At 70.4% G+C, this 16,272-nt stretch carries 16 protein-coding genes; 15 read left to right on the top strand and 1 reads right to left on the bottom strand.

Annotated elements, in window-relative coordinates; all coding sequences use genetic code 11:
- Positions 1–40: 40 nt before the first annotated feature.
- The 6 genes from C1N91_RS09240 to prmC all read left to right on the top strand — a co-directional run bounded on the left by C1N91_RS09240 (position 41) and on the right by prmC (position 7,864).
- Positions 41–1,360, top strand: coding sequence for a homoserine dehydrogenase (locus tag C1N91_RS09240; protein ID WP_058729225.1), 1,320 nt, complete (start codon positions 41–43; stop codon positions 1,358–1,360).
- A gap of 51 nt (positions 1,361–1,411) precedes the next feature.
- The gene (gene thrC, locus C1N91_RS09235) at positions 1,412–2,491 is read left to right on the top strand and encodes a threonine synthase (protein ID WP_137767481.1); all 1,080 of its coding nucleotides are present in this window, start codon (positions 1,412–1,414) and stop codon (positions 2,489–2,491) included.
- Between the two features lie 32 nt (positions 2,492–2,523).
- The gene (gene thrB, locus C1N91_RS09230) at positions 2,524–3,480 is read left to right on the top strand and encodes a homoserine kinase (protein ID WP_137768761.1); all 957 of its coding nucleotides are present in this window, start codon (positions 2,524–2,526) and stop codon (positions 3,478–3,480) included.
- Positions 3,481–3,657: 177 nt separating this feature from the next.
- Positions 3,658–5,883 carry a transcription termination factor Rho gene (gene rho, locus C1N91_RS09225; RefSeq protein WP_254678205.1) on the top strand — a complete coding sequence of 742 codons (2,226 nt, stop codon included), beginning with the start codon at positions 3,658–3,660 and terminating at the stop codon, positions 5,881–5,883.
- Between the two features lie 3 nt (positions 5,884–5,886).
- Positions 5,887–6,969, top strand: a complete 1,083-nt coding sequence (prfA, locus tag C1N91_RS09220; protein WP_137767479.1) for a peptide chain release factor 1 — start codon at positions 5,887–5,889, stop codon at positions 6,967–6,969.
- A gap of 19 nt (positions 6,970–6,988) precedes the next feature.
- Positions 6,989–7,864: a peptide chain release factor N(5)-glutamine methyltransferase gene (gene prmC / locus C1N91_RS09215; RefSeq protein ID WP_254678413.1), complete on the top strand. Its 876-nt coding sequence runs from the start codon at positions 6,989–6,991 to the stop codon at positions 7,862–7,864.
- A 56-nt stretch (positions 7,865–7,920) separates the two neighbouring features.
- Here prmC and C1N91_RS09210 read toward each other — a convergent pair whose 3' ends face one another.
- A complete protein-coding gene (locus C1N91_RS09210) occupies positions 7,921–8,574 on the bottom strand; it encodes an HAD-IA family hydrolase (protein ID WP_137767477.1) in 654 nt (217 codons plus the stop codon).
- 37 nt (positions 8,575–8,611) lie between these two features.
- Between C1N91_RS09210 and C1N91_RS09205 the strand changes: the two genes are divergently transcribed.
- From C1N91_RS09205 to C1N91_RS09165, 9 genes are all read left to right on the top strand, one after another.
- A complete protein-coding gene (locus tag C1N91_RS09205) occupies positions 8,612–9,286 on the top strand; it encodes an L-threonylcarbamoyladenylate synthase (protein WP_137767476.1) in 675 nt (224 codons plus the stop codon).
- Positions 9,283–10,509 carry an MraY family glycosyltransferase gene (locus C1N91_RS09200; protein WP_137767475.1) on the top strand — a complete coding sequence of 409 codons (1,227 nt, stop codon included), beginning with the start codon at positions 9,283–9,285 and terminating at the stop codon, positions 10,507–10,509. Before C1N91_RS09205 ends, C1N91_RS09200 begins: the two co-directional genes overlap by 4 nt.
- Positions 10,506–10,985 (top strand): hypothetical protein, encoded by a 480-nt coding sequence (locus tag C1N91_RS09195; RefSeq protein ID WP_137767474.1) that lies wholly within the window; start codon positions 10,506–10,508, stop codon positions 10,983–10,985. Before C1N91_RS09200 ends, C1N91_RS09195 begins: the two co-directional genes overlap by 4 nt.
- Before the next feature lie 179 nt (positions 10,986–11,164).
- A complete protein-coding gene (gene atpB, locus C1N91_RS09190) occupies positions 11,165–11,950 on the top strand; it encodes a F0F1 ATP synthase subunit A (protein ID WP_111226179.1) in 786 nt (261 codons plus the stop codon).
- Positions 11,951–12,006: 56 nt separating this feature from the next.
- Positions 12,007–12,243 carry an ATP synthase F0 subunit C gene (gene atpE / locus C1N91_RS09185; RefSeq protein ID WP_027465781.1) on the top strand — a complete coding sequence of 79 codons (237 nt, stop codon included), beginning with the start codon at positions 12,007–12,009 and terminating at the stop codon, positions 12,241–12,243.
- Positions 12,244–12,252: 9 nt separating this feature from the next.
- Positions 12,253–12,807, top strand: coding sequence for a F0F1 ATP synthase subunit B (locus C1N91_RS09180; RefSeq protein ID WP_058729233.1), 555 nt, complete (start codon positions 12,253–12,255; stop codon positions 12,805–12,807).
- A 2-nt stretch (positions 12,808–12,809) separates the two neighbouring features.
- A complete protein-coding gene (locus C1N91_RS09175; protein WP_137767473.1) occupies positions 12,810–13,604 on the top strand; it encodes a F0F1 ATP synthase subunit delta in 795 nt (264 codons plus the stop codon).
- A gap of 110 nt (positions 13,605–13,714) precedes the next feature.
- Positions 13,715–15,343 (top strand): F0F1 ATP synthase subunit alpha, encoded by a 1,629-nt coding sequence (gene atpA / locus C1N91_RS09170; RefSeq protein WP_137767472.1) that lies wholly within the window; start codon positions 13,715–13,717, stop codon positions 15,341–15,343.
- Positions 15,344–16,246 carry a F0F1 ATP synthase subunit gamma gene (locus tag C1N91_RS09165; protein WP_137767471.1) on the top strand — a complete coding sequence of 301 codons (903 nt, stop codon included), beginning with the start codon at positions 15,344–15,346 and terminating at the stop codon, positions 16,244–16,246.
- Positions 16,247–16,272: the final 26 nt, after the last annotated feature.

Raw genomic sequence — 16,272 nt, 5'->3', positions numbered from 1 at the left:
CCGACCGGGCTGCCGCCCGCCCCACAGGAATGCGCACCACATGATCGAATACCGCAACGTCCGCGTCGCGCTGCTCGGAGCCGGCTCCGTCGGTTCCCAGGTGGCGCGCCTGCTCCTCGAGCACGGCGACGAGCTGGCCTCGCGCGCCGGTGCCGGGCTCGAGCTCGTCGGCATCGCGGTCCGGGACCTCGACGCGCCGCGTGACGTGGACCTGCCGAAGGAGCTCTTCACGACGGACGCGCAGTCGCTCATCCTCGGCGCGGACATCGTCGTCGAGCTGATCGGCGGCATCGAGCCGGCGCGCACCCTGGTGCTCGAGGCCCTGCAGTCCGGCGCCGACGTGGTCACGGGCAACAAGGCGCTCCTCGCCACGCACGGTCCCGAGCTCTTCGCCGCGGCCGAGCAGGTCGGCGCACAGCTCTACTACGAGGCCGCCGTCGCCGGTGCGATCCCGATCATCCGACCGCTGCACGACTCGCTCGCGGGCGACCGCATCGAGCGGATCATGGGCATCGTCAACGGCACCACGAACTTCATCCTCGACCTGATGGACCGCGAGGGCTCGACCTTCGAGGCCGCCCTTGCGACCGCGACCGAGCTCGGGTACGCCGAGGCCGACCCGACCGCCGACGTCGAGGGCTACGACGCCGCGCAGAAGGCCGCGATCCTGGCCTCGCTCGCGTTCCACACGTCGGTGCCGCTCGCCGCCGTCCACCGCGAGGGCATCACCTCGGTGACCATCGAGCAGGTCCGGGCCGCACGCAAGGCCGGCTACGTCGTGAAGATCCTGGCGACCGCCGAGCGGCTCACCGATGAGGACGGCGTCGAGGGCGTCAGCGCCCGCGTGTACCCGGCGCTCGTGCCGGAGTCGCACCCGCTCGCCAGCGTGCACGGGGCGAAGAACGCCGTGTTCGTCGAGGCCGAGGCCGCCGGCGACCTCATGTTCTACGGTGCCGGTGCCGGTGGCGTCGAGACCGCGTCGGCGGTGCTCGGCGACCTGGTGTCGGCCGCGCGCCGGCACGTCATCGGCGGTCCGGGCATCGCGGAGTCGACCCAGTCGGCGCTGCCCGTCTTCCCGATCGGCACCGTCCGCACCCGCTACCAGATCACGCTGCACGTGGCCGACGCTCCCGGCGTGCTCTCGACCGTCGCCGGTGTGCTCGCGGCGCACGGCGTCAGCGTCGAGACCGTCGAGCAGTCCGCCGCGACCGACCCGGGCGACGGCACCGCAGGGACTGCGACCCTCGTCATCGGTACGCACCTCGCCCGCGAGTCCGACCTGGCCGCCACGGTCGTCGCGCTCCGGAACGAGGACGTCGTCGTCGAGATCACCAGCGTCCTGCGGGTGGTCGGGGCCTAGCCCCCGCACCGTCCGCCCCCGACTGCACCAACACCGAACAAGGAGAGCCTGATGGCCCACCAGTGGCAGGGAGTCCTGCGCGAGTACGCCGACCGTCTCGACGTCACCGAGGCGACGCCCGTCGTGACCCTCGGCGAGGGCGGCACGCCGCTCATCCCGGCCCGACGCCTGTCCGAGCGCACCGGCGCCGAGGTGTACGTGAAGTACGAGGGCATGAACCCGACCGGGTCGTTCAAGGACCGCGGCATGACGATGGCGATCTCGAAGGCCGTCGAGCACGGCGCGAAGGCCGTCATCTGCGCCTCGACCGGCAACACGAGTGCGTCGGCCGCCGCGTACGCCACACACGCGGGCATCACCGCCGCGGTGCTCGTGCCCGAGGGCAAGATCGCGATGGGCAAGCTCAGCCAGGCCGTCGCGCACGACGCCCAGCTGCTGCAGGTCCAGGGCAACTTCGACGACTGCCTCGACATCGCCCGCGACCTCGCCGCGAACTACCCGGTGCACCTGGTCAACTCGGTGAACAACGACCGCATCGAGGGGCAGAAGACCGCCGCGTTCGAGGTCGTCGACGTGCTCGGCGACGCCCCGGACTTCCACTTCCTGCCGGTCGGCAACGCGGGCAACTACACGGCGTACTCCCGCGGGTACCGCGAGGACGTCGCCGCGGGCCGCTCGACGAAGATGCCGCGCATGTTCGGCTTCCAGGCCGCCGGCTCCGCACCGATCGTCTCGGGCGAGGTCGTCCGCCACCCGGACACCATCGCCTCAGCCATCCGCATCGGCAACCCGGCATCGTGGCAGTACGCGCTCGAGGCGCGCGACGAGACCGACGGGTACTTCGGGGCCATCACCGACGAGGGGATCCTCGCCGCGCACCGGATCCTGTCGGCCGAGGTCGGCGTCTTCGTCGAGCCCGCGTCGGCGATCGGTGTCGCCGGTCTGCTCGAGCGCGCGGACGCCGGTGTCGTGCCGCAGGGTGCGAAGGTGGTCATCACCGTGACGGGCCACGGCCTCAAGGACCCGCAGTGGGCGCTCCGCACCGAGGACGGTGGCGAGGTCGCCCCGACGAGCGTGCCGGTCGACACGAAGTCGGTCGCCGAAGTGCTCGGACTGGTCGGCCCCGCGTGAGCGCCGACCGCTCGTCCGGACCGGGGGAGGGCGTGACCGCCCGCAGTGCTGTACCGGCCGGACGGGCGGTCCGTGTGCGGGTCCCGGCGACCTCTGCGAACCTCGGGCCCGGGTTCGACTCGCTCGGCCTGGCGCTCTCGGTCTACGACGAGGTCGTGGTGCGCGTCCGCCCGGAGCCCGGCGCGACCGTGACGGTGGAGGGCGTCGGCGCCGGGGAGGTCGCCACCGACGAGTCGAACCTGGTCGTCCGGGCCGTCCGCCGAGGTCTCGAGCACGCCGGCCTGGAGCAGCCCGGGCTCGAACTGCACGCCGTCAACGCGATCGCGCACGGGCGTGGCATGGGTTCGTCGGCCGCGGCGATCGTCGCCGGGCTGATGGCGGCCCGCGGTCTCCTCGAGGGCGTGGTCGACCTCGACGCGTCGACACTCCTCACCCTCGCGACCGAGATGGAGGGCCACCCCGACAACGTCGCACCGGCGCTGTTCGGCGGTCTGACCATCGCGTGGATGACGGCCGAGGGTCCTGCGGTCAAGCGGCTGCTCGTGCACCGCGGTGTCTCGCCGGTGGTCTTCGTGCCGACCTCGACGCTGTCGACGAAGCTCGCGCGGTCCCTGCAGCCCGCGAGCGTGCCCCACGAGGACGCGGCCTTCAACGTGTCCCGGTCGGCCCTGCTCGTCGCCGCGCTCATCCAGAGCCCGGAGCTGCTGCTCGCCGCGACCGAGGACCGACTCCACCAGTCGTACCGGGCCAGCGCGATGCCGGAGACCGACGCCCTGATCGGACTGCTCCGGCAGCACGGCCTCGCCGCCGTGGTGTCCGGGGCCGGTCCGAGCCTGCTGGTGCTCGGCAGCGATCCGTCGCAGCGCCTGACCGCGGCCGAGTTGGTGGCTCGACACGCCCAGTCCGACTGGCGGGCGCTCATGCTGGCCGTCGACCTCGGTGGTGCTACAGTGGTGCCGCACTCGGCGCTCGAAGCCGATCCAGCGTAGGCGCACAGGCCGATCCGCACCGGATCCGTCGGCGCTGGCGCAGGGTCCGGTGCGCGGGGGCACTCTCTTTCAGATCACCGAATCCCGGTCCGTCGTCTGAACGGCGGTCGCAGCGCACCCATGCGCCGGGACGGTGGAAACTCTCCGCGTTCTGCGGTTCGAAAGGAAACACCGACCTTGACGAACGTCAACGACTCCACCCAGGTGGAGATCCCCAGCGACCTGCGCGCACTCCGCCTGCCGGAGCTCCAGCGCATCGCCTCCTCGCTCGGCATCACCGGGCTCTCGAAGCTCCGCAAGGGCGACCTCATCGCCTCGATCGAGGACAAGCGCCCCGTCGCCGACGACGCTGGTGCCGAGGCTCCGGCCGCCGAGCAGTCCGCGCCGGTCGAGCAGGCCCCGGTCGCCGAGCAGCCGACCCTGGCGACCCCGGCGTCCTCGCCTGCTGCCCAGGAACCCGGGCAGCAGCAGGCCGACCCCGAGCCGCAGCAGGCCGCTGCCGAGCAGTCCGGGGGGCAGACGGGCGAGCAGCCCGCGGCCGAGCCCCGCGGTCGCCGCTCGCGCCGCGCCTCCTCGGCCGGCACCGTGAACGCCGCGCCGACCTCGGCCGCCGAGCACACCAACCACGGCCACACCGGCACCGAGGACCTGCTCGCGGGCCTCGACCAGGTCCGCGCTGAGAAGGACGCGGAGGAGGCCGCGCAGTCCGGTCGCCGTCGCGGCCGCCGCGGTGGTCAGGACACCGCACCGCAGACCCAGCAGGACGGTGTGCAGCAGGACGCTGCGCAGGCGACGCAGGGCACCTCGACCGAGCAGCCCACGTCCGCACCGGAGCAGGACGACCAGGCGGACCAGCAGGGCGAGGGCGGCCCGCGCCGCGGGCGTCGCAGCCGTGGTCGTGGCCGCGGTCGCGGGCAGAACGCCGAGGGCGCCGAGCAGCAGAACGGCGGCCAGCAGAACGGCGGCCAGCAGAACGGCGACCAGCAGAACGGTCAGCAGCAGAAGCAGGGCGGCAAGCAGGACGAGCAGAAGTCCGGCGACGCCAAGCAGGACGACCGTCAGCAGAACGGTCAGCAGAAGCAGAACGGCCAGCAGCAGCACGGCCAGCAGAAGCAGAACGGCCAGCAGCAGAACGGCCAGCACGGCGACGAGACCGAGACCGGTCGTGGTCGTCGGCAGCGTGACCGGAAGCGCGGCCGCGGTGGCCAGAACGACGAGTTCGAGCCGGAGATCACCGAGGACGACGTCCTCATCCCGATCGCGGGCATCCTCGACGTCCTCGACAACTACGCCTTCGTCCGCACGACCGGCTACCTGCCGGGCCCGAGCGACGTCTACGTGTCCCTCGGCCAGGTGAAGAAGTACCACCTGCGCAAGGGTGACGCGATCGTCGGTGCGATCAAGCAGCCGCGGGACAACGAGCAGCAGGCACGTCAGAAGTACAACGCGCTCGTCAAGGTGGACTCGGTCAACGGCCAGACCGCCGACGAGGCCGCGGCGCGCGTCGAGTTCCACGACCTGACCCCGCTGTACCCGAACGAGCGCCTGCGCCTCGAGACCGAGCCGTCGAAGCTGAGCACGCGGATCATCGACCTCGTCGCGCCGATCGGCAAGGGCCAGCGCGGTCTGATCGTCTCGCCGCCGAAGGCCGGCAAGACCGTCGTGCTGCAGGCCATCGCCAACGCGATCGCCAAGAACAACCCCGAGGCGCACCTCATGGTCGTGCTCGTGGACGAGCGGCCCGAAGAGGTCACCGACATGCAGCGTTCGGTGAAGGGCGAGGTCATCGCCTCGACCTTCGACCGTCCGGCGGAGGACCACACCACGGTCGCCGAGCTCGCCATCGAGCGTGCGAAGCGCCTGGTCGAGCTGGGCCACGACGTCGTCGTGCTCCTCGACTCGATCACCCGCCTCGGTCGCGCTTACAACCTGGCGACGCCGGCCTCGGGCCGCGTGCTCTCCGGCGGTGTCGACTCGGCCGCGCTGTACCCGCCGAAGCGCTTCTTCGGCGCCGCGCGCAACATCGAGGACGGCGGCTCGCTGACCATCCTCGCGACCGCGCTCGTCGAGACCGGCTCGAAGATGGACGAGGTCATCTTCGAGGAGTTCAAGGGCACCGGCAACATGGAGCTCCGCCTCAACCGGCACCTCGCCGACAAGCGGATCTTCCCGGCGGTCGACATCAACGCCTCCGGCACGCGTCGCGAGGAGCAGCTGCTCTCCGCCGACGAGGTCAAGATCACGTGGCGGCTCCGTCGCGCCCTCGCCGGGCTCGACCCGCAGCAGGCACTCGACGTCGTCCTCCGCAACCTCAAGGAGACGCAGTCGAACGTCGAGTTCCTGGTCCAGGTGCAGAAGTCGGTCCCGACGACCGGCGGTCGCCACGACGGCCACCAGGAGTAACGCGTGTTCGAGTCGGTAGCGGGGCTGCTGGCGGAACACGAGGACCTGACACAGCAGCTGTCGGACCCCGCGCTCCACGCCGATGCGGCCCGAGCCAAGAAGGTGAACCGGCGGTACGCCGAGCTCAGTCAGATCAAGGCGGCGTACGAGTCCTGGCAGGCGGCGGGGGAGGACCTCGCCGCCGCCCAGGAGCTCGCCCGCGAGGACGAGTCGTTCGCCGACGAGGTTCCCGCGCTCGAGGGGCAGCTGTCGGAGCGCCAGGAGCGCCTCCGTCGGCTGCTCATCCCGCGGGACCCGGACGACGGCCGTGACGTCATCATGGAGATCAAGGGCGGCGAGGGCGGCGAGGAGTCGGCGCTGTTCGCGGCCGACCTCCTGCGCATGTACTCGCACTACGCCGAGTCGAAGGGCTGGAAGGTCGAGCTGCTCGAGCGGACCGAGTCCGACCTGGGCGGCTACAAGGACGTGCAGGTCGCGATCAAGTCGAACACCACCGACCCGTCGCAGGGCGTCTGGGCGCACCTGAAGTACGAGGGCGGCGTGCACCGCGTGCAGCGCGTGCCGGCCACCGAGTCGCAGGGGCGCATCCACACGTCGACGACGGGCGTGCTCGTCTTCCCGGAGGTCGACGAGCCGGAAGAGGTCGCGATCAACCAGAACGACCTCAAGATCGACGTCTACCGGTCGTCCGGCCCCGGCGGGCAGTCCGTCAACACGACGGACTCCGCGGTCCGCATCACCCACCTGCCCACGGGCATCACGGTGGCGATGCAGAACGAGAAGTCGCAGCTCCAGAACCGCGAGGCGGCGATGCGCGTCCTGCGTGCCCGCATCCTCGCGAAGCAGCAGGAGGAGCTCGACGCGATCGCCTCGGACGCGCGCAAGTCGCAGATCCGCGGCATGGACCGCTCGGAGCGCATCCGCACGTACAACTTCCCGGAGAACCGCATCGCGGATCACCGCACCGGGTACAAGGCGTACGACCTGGACCGCGTGATGAACGGTGCGCTCGAGCCCGTCGTCCAGTCCGCCATCCAGGCGGACGAAGAGGCTCGTCTGGCCGCCATCGGCGACCAGGACGCCTAGACCCGGCCGGGAGGAACGGATCACCTCCGTCAGTCAGCCCACGCACGCAGCGGATCGCCTCCTCGACGAGGCGACCGCTGCGCTCGTCGCGCACGGGGTCCCGACCCCGCGTGTGGACGCCGAACTCCTGCTCGCCTGGGCGACCGACACGACGCGCGGCGCCGTGCAGGCCCGCGCCCTGACGGGTGGGACGATCGCCGCGGAGCACGTCGAGCGCTTCCGGCACGCCGTCGCCCGTCGCCTCACCCGTGAGCCGCTGCAGCACATCACCGGTGAGGCGCACTTCCGTGCGCTGACCCTGTCGGTCGGGCCCGGCGTCTTCGTCCCCCGCCCGGAGACCGAGGGCGTCGTGCAGTTCGGCATCGACGCACTGCGCGCGACGGCCGTCCCGGCGCCGGTCGCCGTGGACCTGGGGTCCGGCAGCGGCGCGATCGCGATCGCGATGGACACCGAGGTGCCGAACGCCGTCGTGTACGCAGTCGAGCGGTCACCCGAGGCGCTGCCCTGGACGCGGCGCAACGTGGACGCGCACGGCGGGACGGTCCGGCTCGTCGAGGGCGACCTCGCGGACGCGCTGCCCGAGCTCGACGGCACGGTGTCCGTGGTCGTGTCCAACCCGCCGTACGTGCCCGACGACATGGTGCCGGTCGACCCGGAGGTCCGCGACCACGACCCGGCGCTCGCGCTCTACGGGGGAGCGGACGGCCTCGACGCCGTCCGCGCACTCACGGAGACGGCCTGGCGGCTGCTCGTGCCGGGCGGGCTCGTCGTCGTCGAGCACGCCGAGCAGCAGGGAGCGGGCGTGCGCGACGTGCTCGCACGGCGGGGGTTCCGGTCCCCGGAGACGCACGTCGACCTGACGGGACGCGACCGCACGACCACCGCGACCCGCTAGGCGGAGGCGCACCGGGCCTCCCGGCCGCCAGTCCCCGTCCCCGCGGAGGGCCTCGGTCAGGCGACGGGTGCCGGCGCGGACCGCTGTGCCGCGACGAAGGCGCGGACGGCGTCGCGGAGGTCCGTGTGCTCCTCGACCAGGACGGCGTGGATGCCGACGGCGCGGGCAGCCTCGACGTTCACCGGCATGTCGTCGGCGAAGAAGGTGCGCTCGGCGGGCACGCCGTGGTGCGCGAGCGCGCGCTCGAAGACCTCGGGCTCGGGCTTCCGGGCACCGAAGTTGCTCGTCGTGTCGAGGTGCTCGCCGAAGAGGGGCGGCAGCGACGGCGCCCACCGCCCGATCCACCGACCGGCGAGCGGGCCGTTGTTGGTGAGGAGGCCGACCCGGCCGTGGTCGGCGGCGATGCGGACCGCCTCGATCCGCTCGGGCAGCTCGGTCATCGCCGCACCGCGGATGCGGGCCCAGTCGGTCTCGGGGACGTCGCACCCCATCGCCGCGGTGAACGCGGCGAGGTAGGCGTCGCCGTCGGGGAAGTGCCCTGCCTCGGCGCGGGCCTCGTCGCCGCAGTCCCACCACCGTCGGCGGAGCTCCTCGAAGGTGTGGCCGGTGTACTCGGCGAGGGCCGCCATCCGGACCCGCCAGTCGTACCGGACGAGCACCTCGTCCATGTCGAAGAGGAACAGGAGTCGGGGCGCGGGCGTCTCGTTCACGATGCCGTCCATTGTGTCGCACTATCATCGTCGAGTCATGGCCTCCCGATACGACTGCACCGACCCCGACGGGCTCCTGACCGGGATGCGGCTCGCACGTGCCGCGCTCGGACGGGGTGAACTCGTCGTCGTCCCCACCGACACCGTCTACGGCGTCGCCGCGGACGCCTTCAGCGCGACCGCCGTCCAGCGCCTGCTCGACGCGAAGGGCCGCACCCGCCAGTCACCGCCCCCGGTGCTGATCCCCGGGCCGCCGACGCTCGAGGCGCTGGCGACCGAGATCCCGCAGCAGGTCCGCGACCTGGTGGACGAGTTCTGGCCCGGCGGCCTCACCGTGATCCTGCGCGCGCAGCCCTCGCTGGACTGGGACCTGGGGGAGACCCGCGGGACGGTCGCGCTCCGCATGCCGGACTCGCGCATCGCCCTCGAGCTGCTGCAGGAGGTCGGGCCGCTCGCGGTGTCCTCCGCGAACTCGACCGGGGACCCGGCCGCGATGGACGTCGACCAGGCCGAGTCGATGCTCGGCGACAGCGTCTCGGTGTACCTGGACGGCGGTGCCCTCGCGGTGCACGACGGCTTCGCCGCGTCGACCGGCTCCACGATCGTCGATGCGACCGGTCTGTCGACCGGGGGGAAGCTGACGATCGTCCGGCACGGGGTGATCGCCGACGAGGACATCGTCCGGGTCGTCGGAGCCGACCTCGTCACGTGAAGTACTACCTGCTCGCCGGGGCCATCGCGGCCGTCGTGAGCTTCGTCTGCAGCTGGGCCGTGTGGAAGCTCGGCCTGCGCTACGGCTGGTACCCGAAGGTCCGCGAGCGTGACGTGCACCGCACGCCCACCCCGCGCCTCGGCGGGATCGCGATGTACATCGGCGTGATCGTGTCGCTGCTGGCGGCGTGGTTCCTGTTCCCGTCGATCGCGGGTACCGACTACTTCCGGCTGGTCTTCTCCGAGCCGGGGCGCGTCATCGCGGTGCTCGCGGGCGCGACCATCATCGTGGTGCTCGGCGTCGCCGACGACATCTGGGACCTCGACTGGATGACGAAGCTCGCCGGGCAGATCATCGCGGCGGGCATCCTGGCCTGGCAGGGCGTCGCGATCGTGTCGCTGCCGATCGGCAACACGCTCGGCGTCGGTTCGTCCTACATGAGCCTGATCTTCACGGTGCTCGCGGTCGTGCTCGTGATGAACGCGGTGAACTTCATCGACGGCCTCGACGGACTCGTCGCGGGCGTCGCGATCATCGCCGGCGGCGTGTTCTTCCTCTACACGTTCTTCATCAACCGCGTGGTCGTGCAGACGGAGTTCTTCTTCAACCTGCCGTCGTTGCTCACCGCGGTCCTGGTCGGCGCGTGCTGCGGCTTCCTCGTGCTCAACTGGCACCCCGCGAAGCTCTTCATGGGCGACGCGGGAGCGCTGCTCGTCGGGTTCCTCATGGCGACGAGCGCCGTGTCCGTCACGGGCAACATCGACCCCGCGGTCATCTCCACGCGCCAGGCACTGCTGCCCGCGTTCATCCCGATCCTGCTGCCCTTCGCGATCCTGATCGTGCCGATCCTCGACTTCGGGCTCGCCGTCACCCGACGGCTGAGCGCGGGGAAGTCGCCGTTCTCGGCCGACCGGAAGCACCTGCACCACCGCCTGCTCGACATGGGGCACTCGCACTTCCACGCCGTGCTGATCTTCTACGCGTGGACGGCCACCGTCGCCGTGGGGTGCCTGCTGTTCCTGTTCGTCGAGTGGTACTGGGTGGTCACGGTCGTCGCCGTGGGCTTCGCGGTCTGCGCCGTCGCCACCTTCGCCCCGCTCGGCCGGAAGCGCGCCGAGTTCGCCGCGCAGGCCGCCACCCGCTCGAACACCGTCGTCGACGCGAGTCTCGACCCGCTCGACCGGGCCGCCAACGACCGAACCATCCCGGGAGACCCCTCGTGACCGCACCGAACGCCCTCGACCACGTCCGGCCGGTGTTCCGCCGGATCCTCACCTGGGCGGCCGTCCTCGCCGTCGGTCTCGCCGTCGTCGGGGGAGTCGTGGGGCTCGTCCTCGCCGGGACGCCCGGGCTCGCCGGGGGCCTGCTCGGCGCCGTGCTGAGCGTGGTGTTCCTGGGGCTCACCGCGGTGTCGGTGCTGGTGGCGTTGCGGGTGTCGAAGGGGCAGATGATCTCCGGTGCCTTCTTCGGCATCGTGATGGGTACCTGGTTCCTGAAGTTCGTGCTCTTCCTGGTGGTCCTCATCGCGCTCCGCGACCGGGCGTGGGTGGACTTCCCCGTCCTCGCCGTCGTCATCATCGTCGGCGTCGTCGGCTCGCTCGTGATCGACGTCGTCGTGGTCGCCAAGGCCCGCATCCCGATCGGCGTGCGCCTGCCGGGCGACACCGTCGATCCTGGGAACGACGACCCACGCCCCTGAGAGCCCGAGAAGCCTCTCGCACCTGATAGGCTTCCGGATGTCCGCGTCCGGAGCCTCGCTCGGAGCGGACGAGCCTCCACAAAGTCCACCATCGCGTGCCGTGTGTGCGCGCGCCGACACAGGAGACAGCGCTGCTATCCCACGCTCTTCCCCTGTCCCTCACCGCCGCGGCCAACACCGTGGCGGCGGGGAGCAGCAAGGCCGCCGAATTCCATGGTCCGTCGATCAACGAGTTCTTCCCGGACCCGATCTTCTTCGCCGGGACCCCGATCGAGATGGACCGCATCGTCCTCATCCGCTTGTTCGCGGTGGCCGTGCTGCTCGTCTTCGCGTTCGTCGGGACGCGCGCACTGAAGCTGGTCCCGAACCGCGGACAGGCGTTCATCGAGTACGCGTTCGACGTCGTCCGTCGCAACACCTTCGACAACCTCGGTGAGAAGGACGGCAAGCGCTTCCTGCCGCTCCTCGCCACCATCTTCTTCGGTGTGCTCTTCATGAACCTGACGGGTCTGATCCCGTTCATGAACATCGCCGGCACCAGCCGCATCGCGATGCCGATGATCCTCGCGATCGTCGCCTACGTCGCGTTCATCTACGCGGGTCTGCGCAAGCACCCGGGCACGTTCCTCCGCAACGCGCTCTTCCCGCCCGGCGTGCCGTGGTACCTCTACATCATCGTGACGCCGATCGAGCTCGTCTCGACCTTCGTGCTCCGTCCGGTGACGCTGACGCTGCGACTCCTCATGAACATGGTCGTGGGTCACCTCCTCCTGGTGCTCTTCTTCTCGGCCACCTGGTTCTTCTTCTTCGACGCCGAGAGCCTCTTCAAGCTCTTCGGTGTCGGGACCCTGGCGTTCGGCATCGCGTTCAGCTTCTTCGAGATCCTCGTCGCGCTGCTGCAGGCGTACGTCTTCATGCTGCTGACCGCTGTGTACATCCAGCTCGCGCTGGCTGACGAGCACTGACCTACTGACCCCCATACGGCACGACATCCGTCGGGCCGCACTCGAAAGGAAAACACGTGGACGCAACGACCGTTCTCGCGGAGATCAACGGCAACATCGCAACGGTTGGCTACGGCCTCGCCGCGATCGGTCCGGCCATCGGCGTGGGCATCGTCGTCGGCAAGACGATCGAGTCCGTCGCTCGCCAGCCGGAGCTCCAGGGCCGTCTGACGACCCTCATGTACATCGGTATCGCCTTCACGGAGGCCCTGGCCTTCATCGGTATCGCGACGTACTTCATCTTCACCAACTAAGGCTTCTCGATGCAGACTGCACTCATCATCGCGGCGGAGGAGACCCACAATCCGCTGATCCCACCGGTGTACGACATCGTGTGGTCCGCGGTGGCCTTCGTCATCATCTTCCTCGTGATGTGGCGCGTCGTGACGCCGCGCATCACGAAGATGCTCGATGAGCGCACCGAGGCCATCGAGGGTGGCATCAAGAAGGCGGAGGCCGCTCAGGAGCAGGCCGCCGCTGCACTCGACGAGTACAACAAGCAGCTCGCGGACGCGCGTGCCGAGGCCTCGCGCATCCGTGAGCAGGCCCGTGCCGACGCCACCGCGATCGGCAACGAGGTCCGCGAGCAGGCACAGGCCGATGCAGCACGCATCACCGCCAACGCCCAGGCGCAGATCGAGGCCGAGCGGCAGAGCGCGCTCCAGTCGCTGCGGAGCGAGGTGGGCACCCTCGCCCTCGACCTCGCCTCCGGTGTGATCGGGGAGTCCCTCAAGGACGACCAGAAGTCGGCTGCGGTCGTGGACCGCTTCCTCGCCGACCTCGAGGCGTCGCAGGGCCAGTCCGCCGGGGAGCGCTGAGCATGCGCAGCGCCACCAGGGAAGCGCTCGCGTCGACGCGGGCGGTGCTCACCGACCTCGGTGACGCCGTCCAGCTCGACACGGGTGTCGAGATCCTCGCCGCAGGGCGTGCGATCGCCGGGGCGCCGCAGCTGCTCGGTCTGCTGGCCGACCCGACGGCTGACGTCGTCGGCAAGAAGTCGGTCATCGACCGGGTCTTCGGCGGCCAGTCCGACGCCACGCGTGCGGTCCTGACCGCGGCGGCCGGCTCGCGCTGGTCCTCGCAGCAGGACCTGCTCGCGGGCATCGAGGACGCCGGCATCCGTGCCGTCGCCCGGACCGCGCCGGCGGAGACGTCGATCGAGGCCGAGCTGTTCTCCTTCGAGACGGCGGTCCGTTCGGACGCCGCGCTCGAACTGGCGCTGGGCACCAAGCTTGGCAGCCCGTCGGAGAAGGGCGCGCTCGTCCAGCGGCTCGTCGGCGCCAAGGTCTCGCCGCAGACCACCGCCATCCTGGAGCACCTCGTGCAGCAGCCTCGTGGCCGCCGCATCGGTGAGATCGTCCGCGACGCCTCGCGCATCGTGGCCGACCAGGCCGGCAAGGTCGTCGCGACGGTCATCACGGCCTCCCCGCTCTCCGACGGCCAGGCGGCCCGTGTCGCCCGCGGCATTGCGGAGCGCTACGGCAAGGACGTCAGCGTGAACCAGGTCGTCGACCCCGCGGTCGTCGGCGGGGTCCGCGTGCAGGTCGGTGGCGACGTCATCGACGGCACGGTGTCCACGCGCCTGTCGGAGCTCCGGCTCCAGCTCGCCGGCTGAGCGTACGGTCGAAGCCGACTCCTCCAAGTCCACAACGGGAACTGTCCCTCGCCGGGGCAGCATCACCCTCTCGGAGCCGAAGGGCCCCGGAAACCAACAAGGAAAATCCCATGGCAGACATCACCATCAGCCCCGATGAGATCCGTGATGCCCTGAAGGACTTCGTCTCGAACTACGAGCCGACGAAGGCCTCCACGGCCGAGGTCGGGCACGTCACCGACGCCGGCGACGGCATCGCACACGTCGAGGGCCTCCCCGGCGTCATGGCGAACGAGCTCATCCGCTTCGAGGACGGGACCCTGGGTCTCGCGCAGAACCTCGACGAGGACGAGATCGGAGCCATCGTGCTCGGCGAGTTCGGCGGCATCGAAGAGGGCCAGGAGGTCACCCGCACCGGCGAGGTCCTCTCGGCCCCCGTCGGCGACGGCTTCCTCGGTCGCGTCGTCGACCCGCTCGGCAACCCGATCGACGGTCTCGGCGAGATCCAGGCCGAGGGTCGCCGCGCCCTCGAGCTCCAGGCCCCGGGCGTCATGTCCCGCAAGTCGGTCCACGAGCCGCTCCAGACCGGCATCAAGGCCATCGACGCGATGATCCCCGTCGGCCGCGGTCAGCGCCAGCTGATCATCGGCGACCGCCAGACCGGCAAGACGGCCATCGCGATCGACACGATCATCAACCAGAAGGCCAACTGGGAGTCGGGCGACGAGGACAAGCAGGTCCGCTGCATCTACGTCGCCATCGGTCAGAAGGGCTCCACGATCGCCTCCGTCAAGGGTGCGCTCGAGGACGCCGGCGCGATGGAGTACACCACCATCGTCGCCGCCCCGGCCTCCGACCCGGCCGGCTTCAAGTACCTCGCCCCCTACACCGGCTCGGCCATCGGCCAGCACTGGATGTACGGCGGCAAGCACGTCCTGATCATCTTCGACGACCTGTCGAAGCAGGCCGAGGCCTACCGTGCGGTGTCGCTCCTCCTGCGTCGTCCGCCGGGCCGCGAGGCCTACCCGGGTGACGTCTTCTACCTGCACTCCCGCCTGCTGGAGCGTTGCGCGAAGCTGTCCGACGACCTCGGCGCCGGTTCGATGACGGGTCTCCCGATCATCGAGACCAAGGCGAACGACGTCTCGGCCTACATCCCGACCAACGTGATCTCGATCACCGACGGCCAGATCTTCCTGCAGTCGGACCTGTTCAACGCGAACCAGCGTCCGGCCGTGGACGTGGGCATCTCGGTGTCCCGCGTCGGTGGTGACGCGCAGGTCAAGTCCATCAAGAAGGTCTCCGGCACGCTCAAGCTCGAGCTCGCGCAGTACCGCTCGCTCGAGGCGTTCGCGATGTTCGCGTCCGACCTCGACCAGGCGTCGCGTCGTCAGCTCGACCGTGGTGCCCGCCTGACCGAGCTCCTCAAGCAGCCGCAGTACTCGCCGTACCCGGTCGAGGAGCAGGTCGTCTCGATCTGGGCCGGCACGAACGGCAAGCTCGACGAGGTGCCCGTCCCCGACGTGCTCCGCTTCGAGGCCGAGCTGCTCGAGCACCTGCGTCGCAACTCCGACGTGCTCACCACGCTCCGCGAGACCAACCAGCTCAGCGACGAGACCGTCGCCGCGATGGACCGCGAGATCGACGCGTTCAAGAAGGGCTTCCAGACGAGCGACGGCAAGACGCTCGGCTCGGAGCAGTTCGACGCGGCGGACGCCGAGGACGTCGACCAGGAGCAGATCGTCAAGGGTCGTCGCTAGATGGCAGCACAGGTCCGGGTCTACCGACAGCGCATCAAGTCGGCGAAGACCACGAAGAAGGTCACTCGCGCGATGGAGCTGATCTCGGCGTCGCGGATCCAGAAGGCGCAGGCCCGCATGGCCGCGTCCGGCCCGTACTCGCGGGCCGTGACGCGGGCCGTGTCGGCCGTGGCGACGTTCTCGAACGTCGACCACGTGCTGACCACGGAGCCCGAGTCGTCGACGCGTGCCGCGGTCGTGCTGTTCACGTCCGACCGTGGTCTGAACGGCGCGTTCAGCACCAACGTCCTCAAGCAGGGCGAGGAGCTCGCCTCCCTGCTCCGGAGCGAGGGCAAGGAGGTCGTGTTCTACCTCGTCGGCCGCAAGTCGGTCGGGTACTTCGCGTTCCGCGAGCGCCCGTCCGAGCGGCAGTGGATCGGTGGGACCGACCAGCCGGAGTTCTCGACGGCCAAGGAGATCGGCGACGCGGTCGTGTCGAAGTTCCTCCAGGACACGGCGGAGGGCGGCGTGGACGAGATCCACATCGTCTTCAACCGGTTCATCAGCCTGGCGACCCAGGAGCCGCAGGTCGTGCGCCTGCTCCCGCTCGAGGTCGTCGAGGGCGTGGAGGAGCCGGCCGACGGTGAGCCCCTGCCGCTGTACGAGTTCGAGCCCGACGCCGACGCCGTCCTCGACGCGCTGCTCCCGGTCTACATCGAGAGCCGGATCTTCAACGCCATGCTGCAGTCGGCTGCCTCCGAGCACGCCGCCCGTCAGAAGGCGATGAAGTCCGCGAGCGACAACGCCGACTCGCTCATCAACGAGTTCACCCGGCTCGCGAACAACGCGCGTCAGGCCGAGATCACCCAGCAGATCTCCGAGATCGTCGGCGGCGCCGACGCCCTCTCGTCGAAGAAGAAGTAGTCCGCGGACGCCCGCGGACAGACACC

It is taken from the genome of Curtobacterium sp. SGAir0471 (assembly GCF_005490985.1).
Lineage (GTDB): Bacteria > Actinomycetota > Actinomycetes > Actinomycetales > Microbacteriaceae > Curtobacterium.
This window is presented reverse-complemented; position numbering and strand designations above follow the sequence as displayed.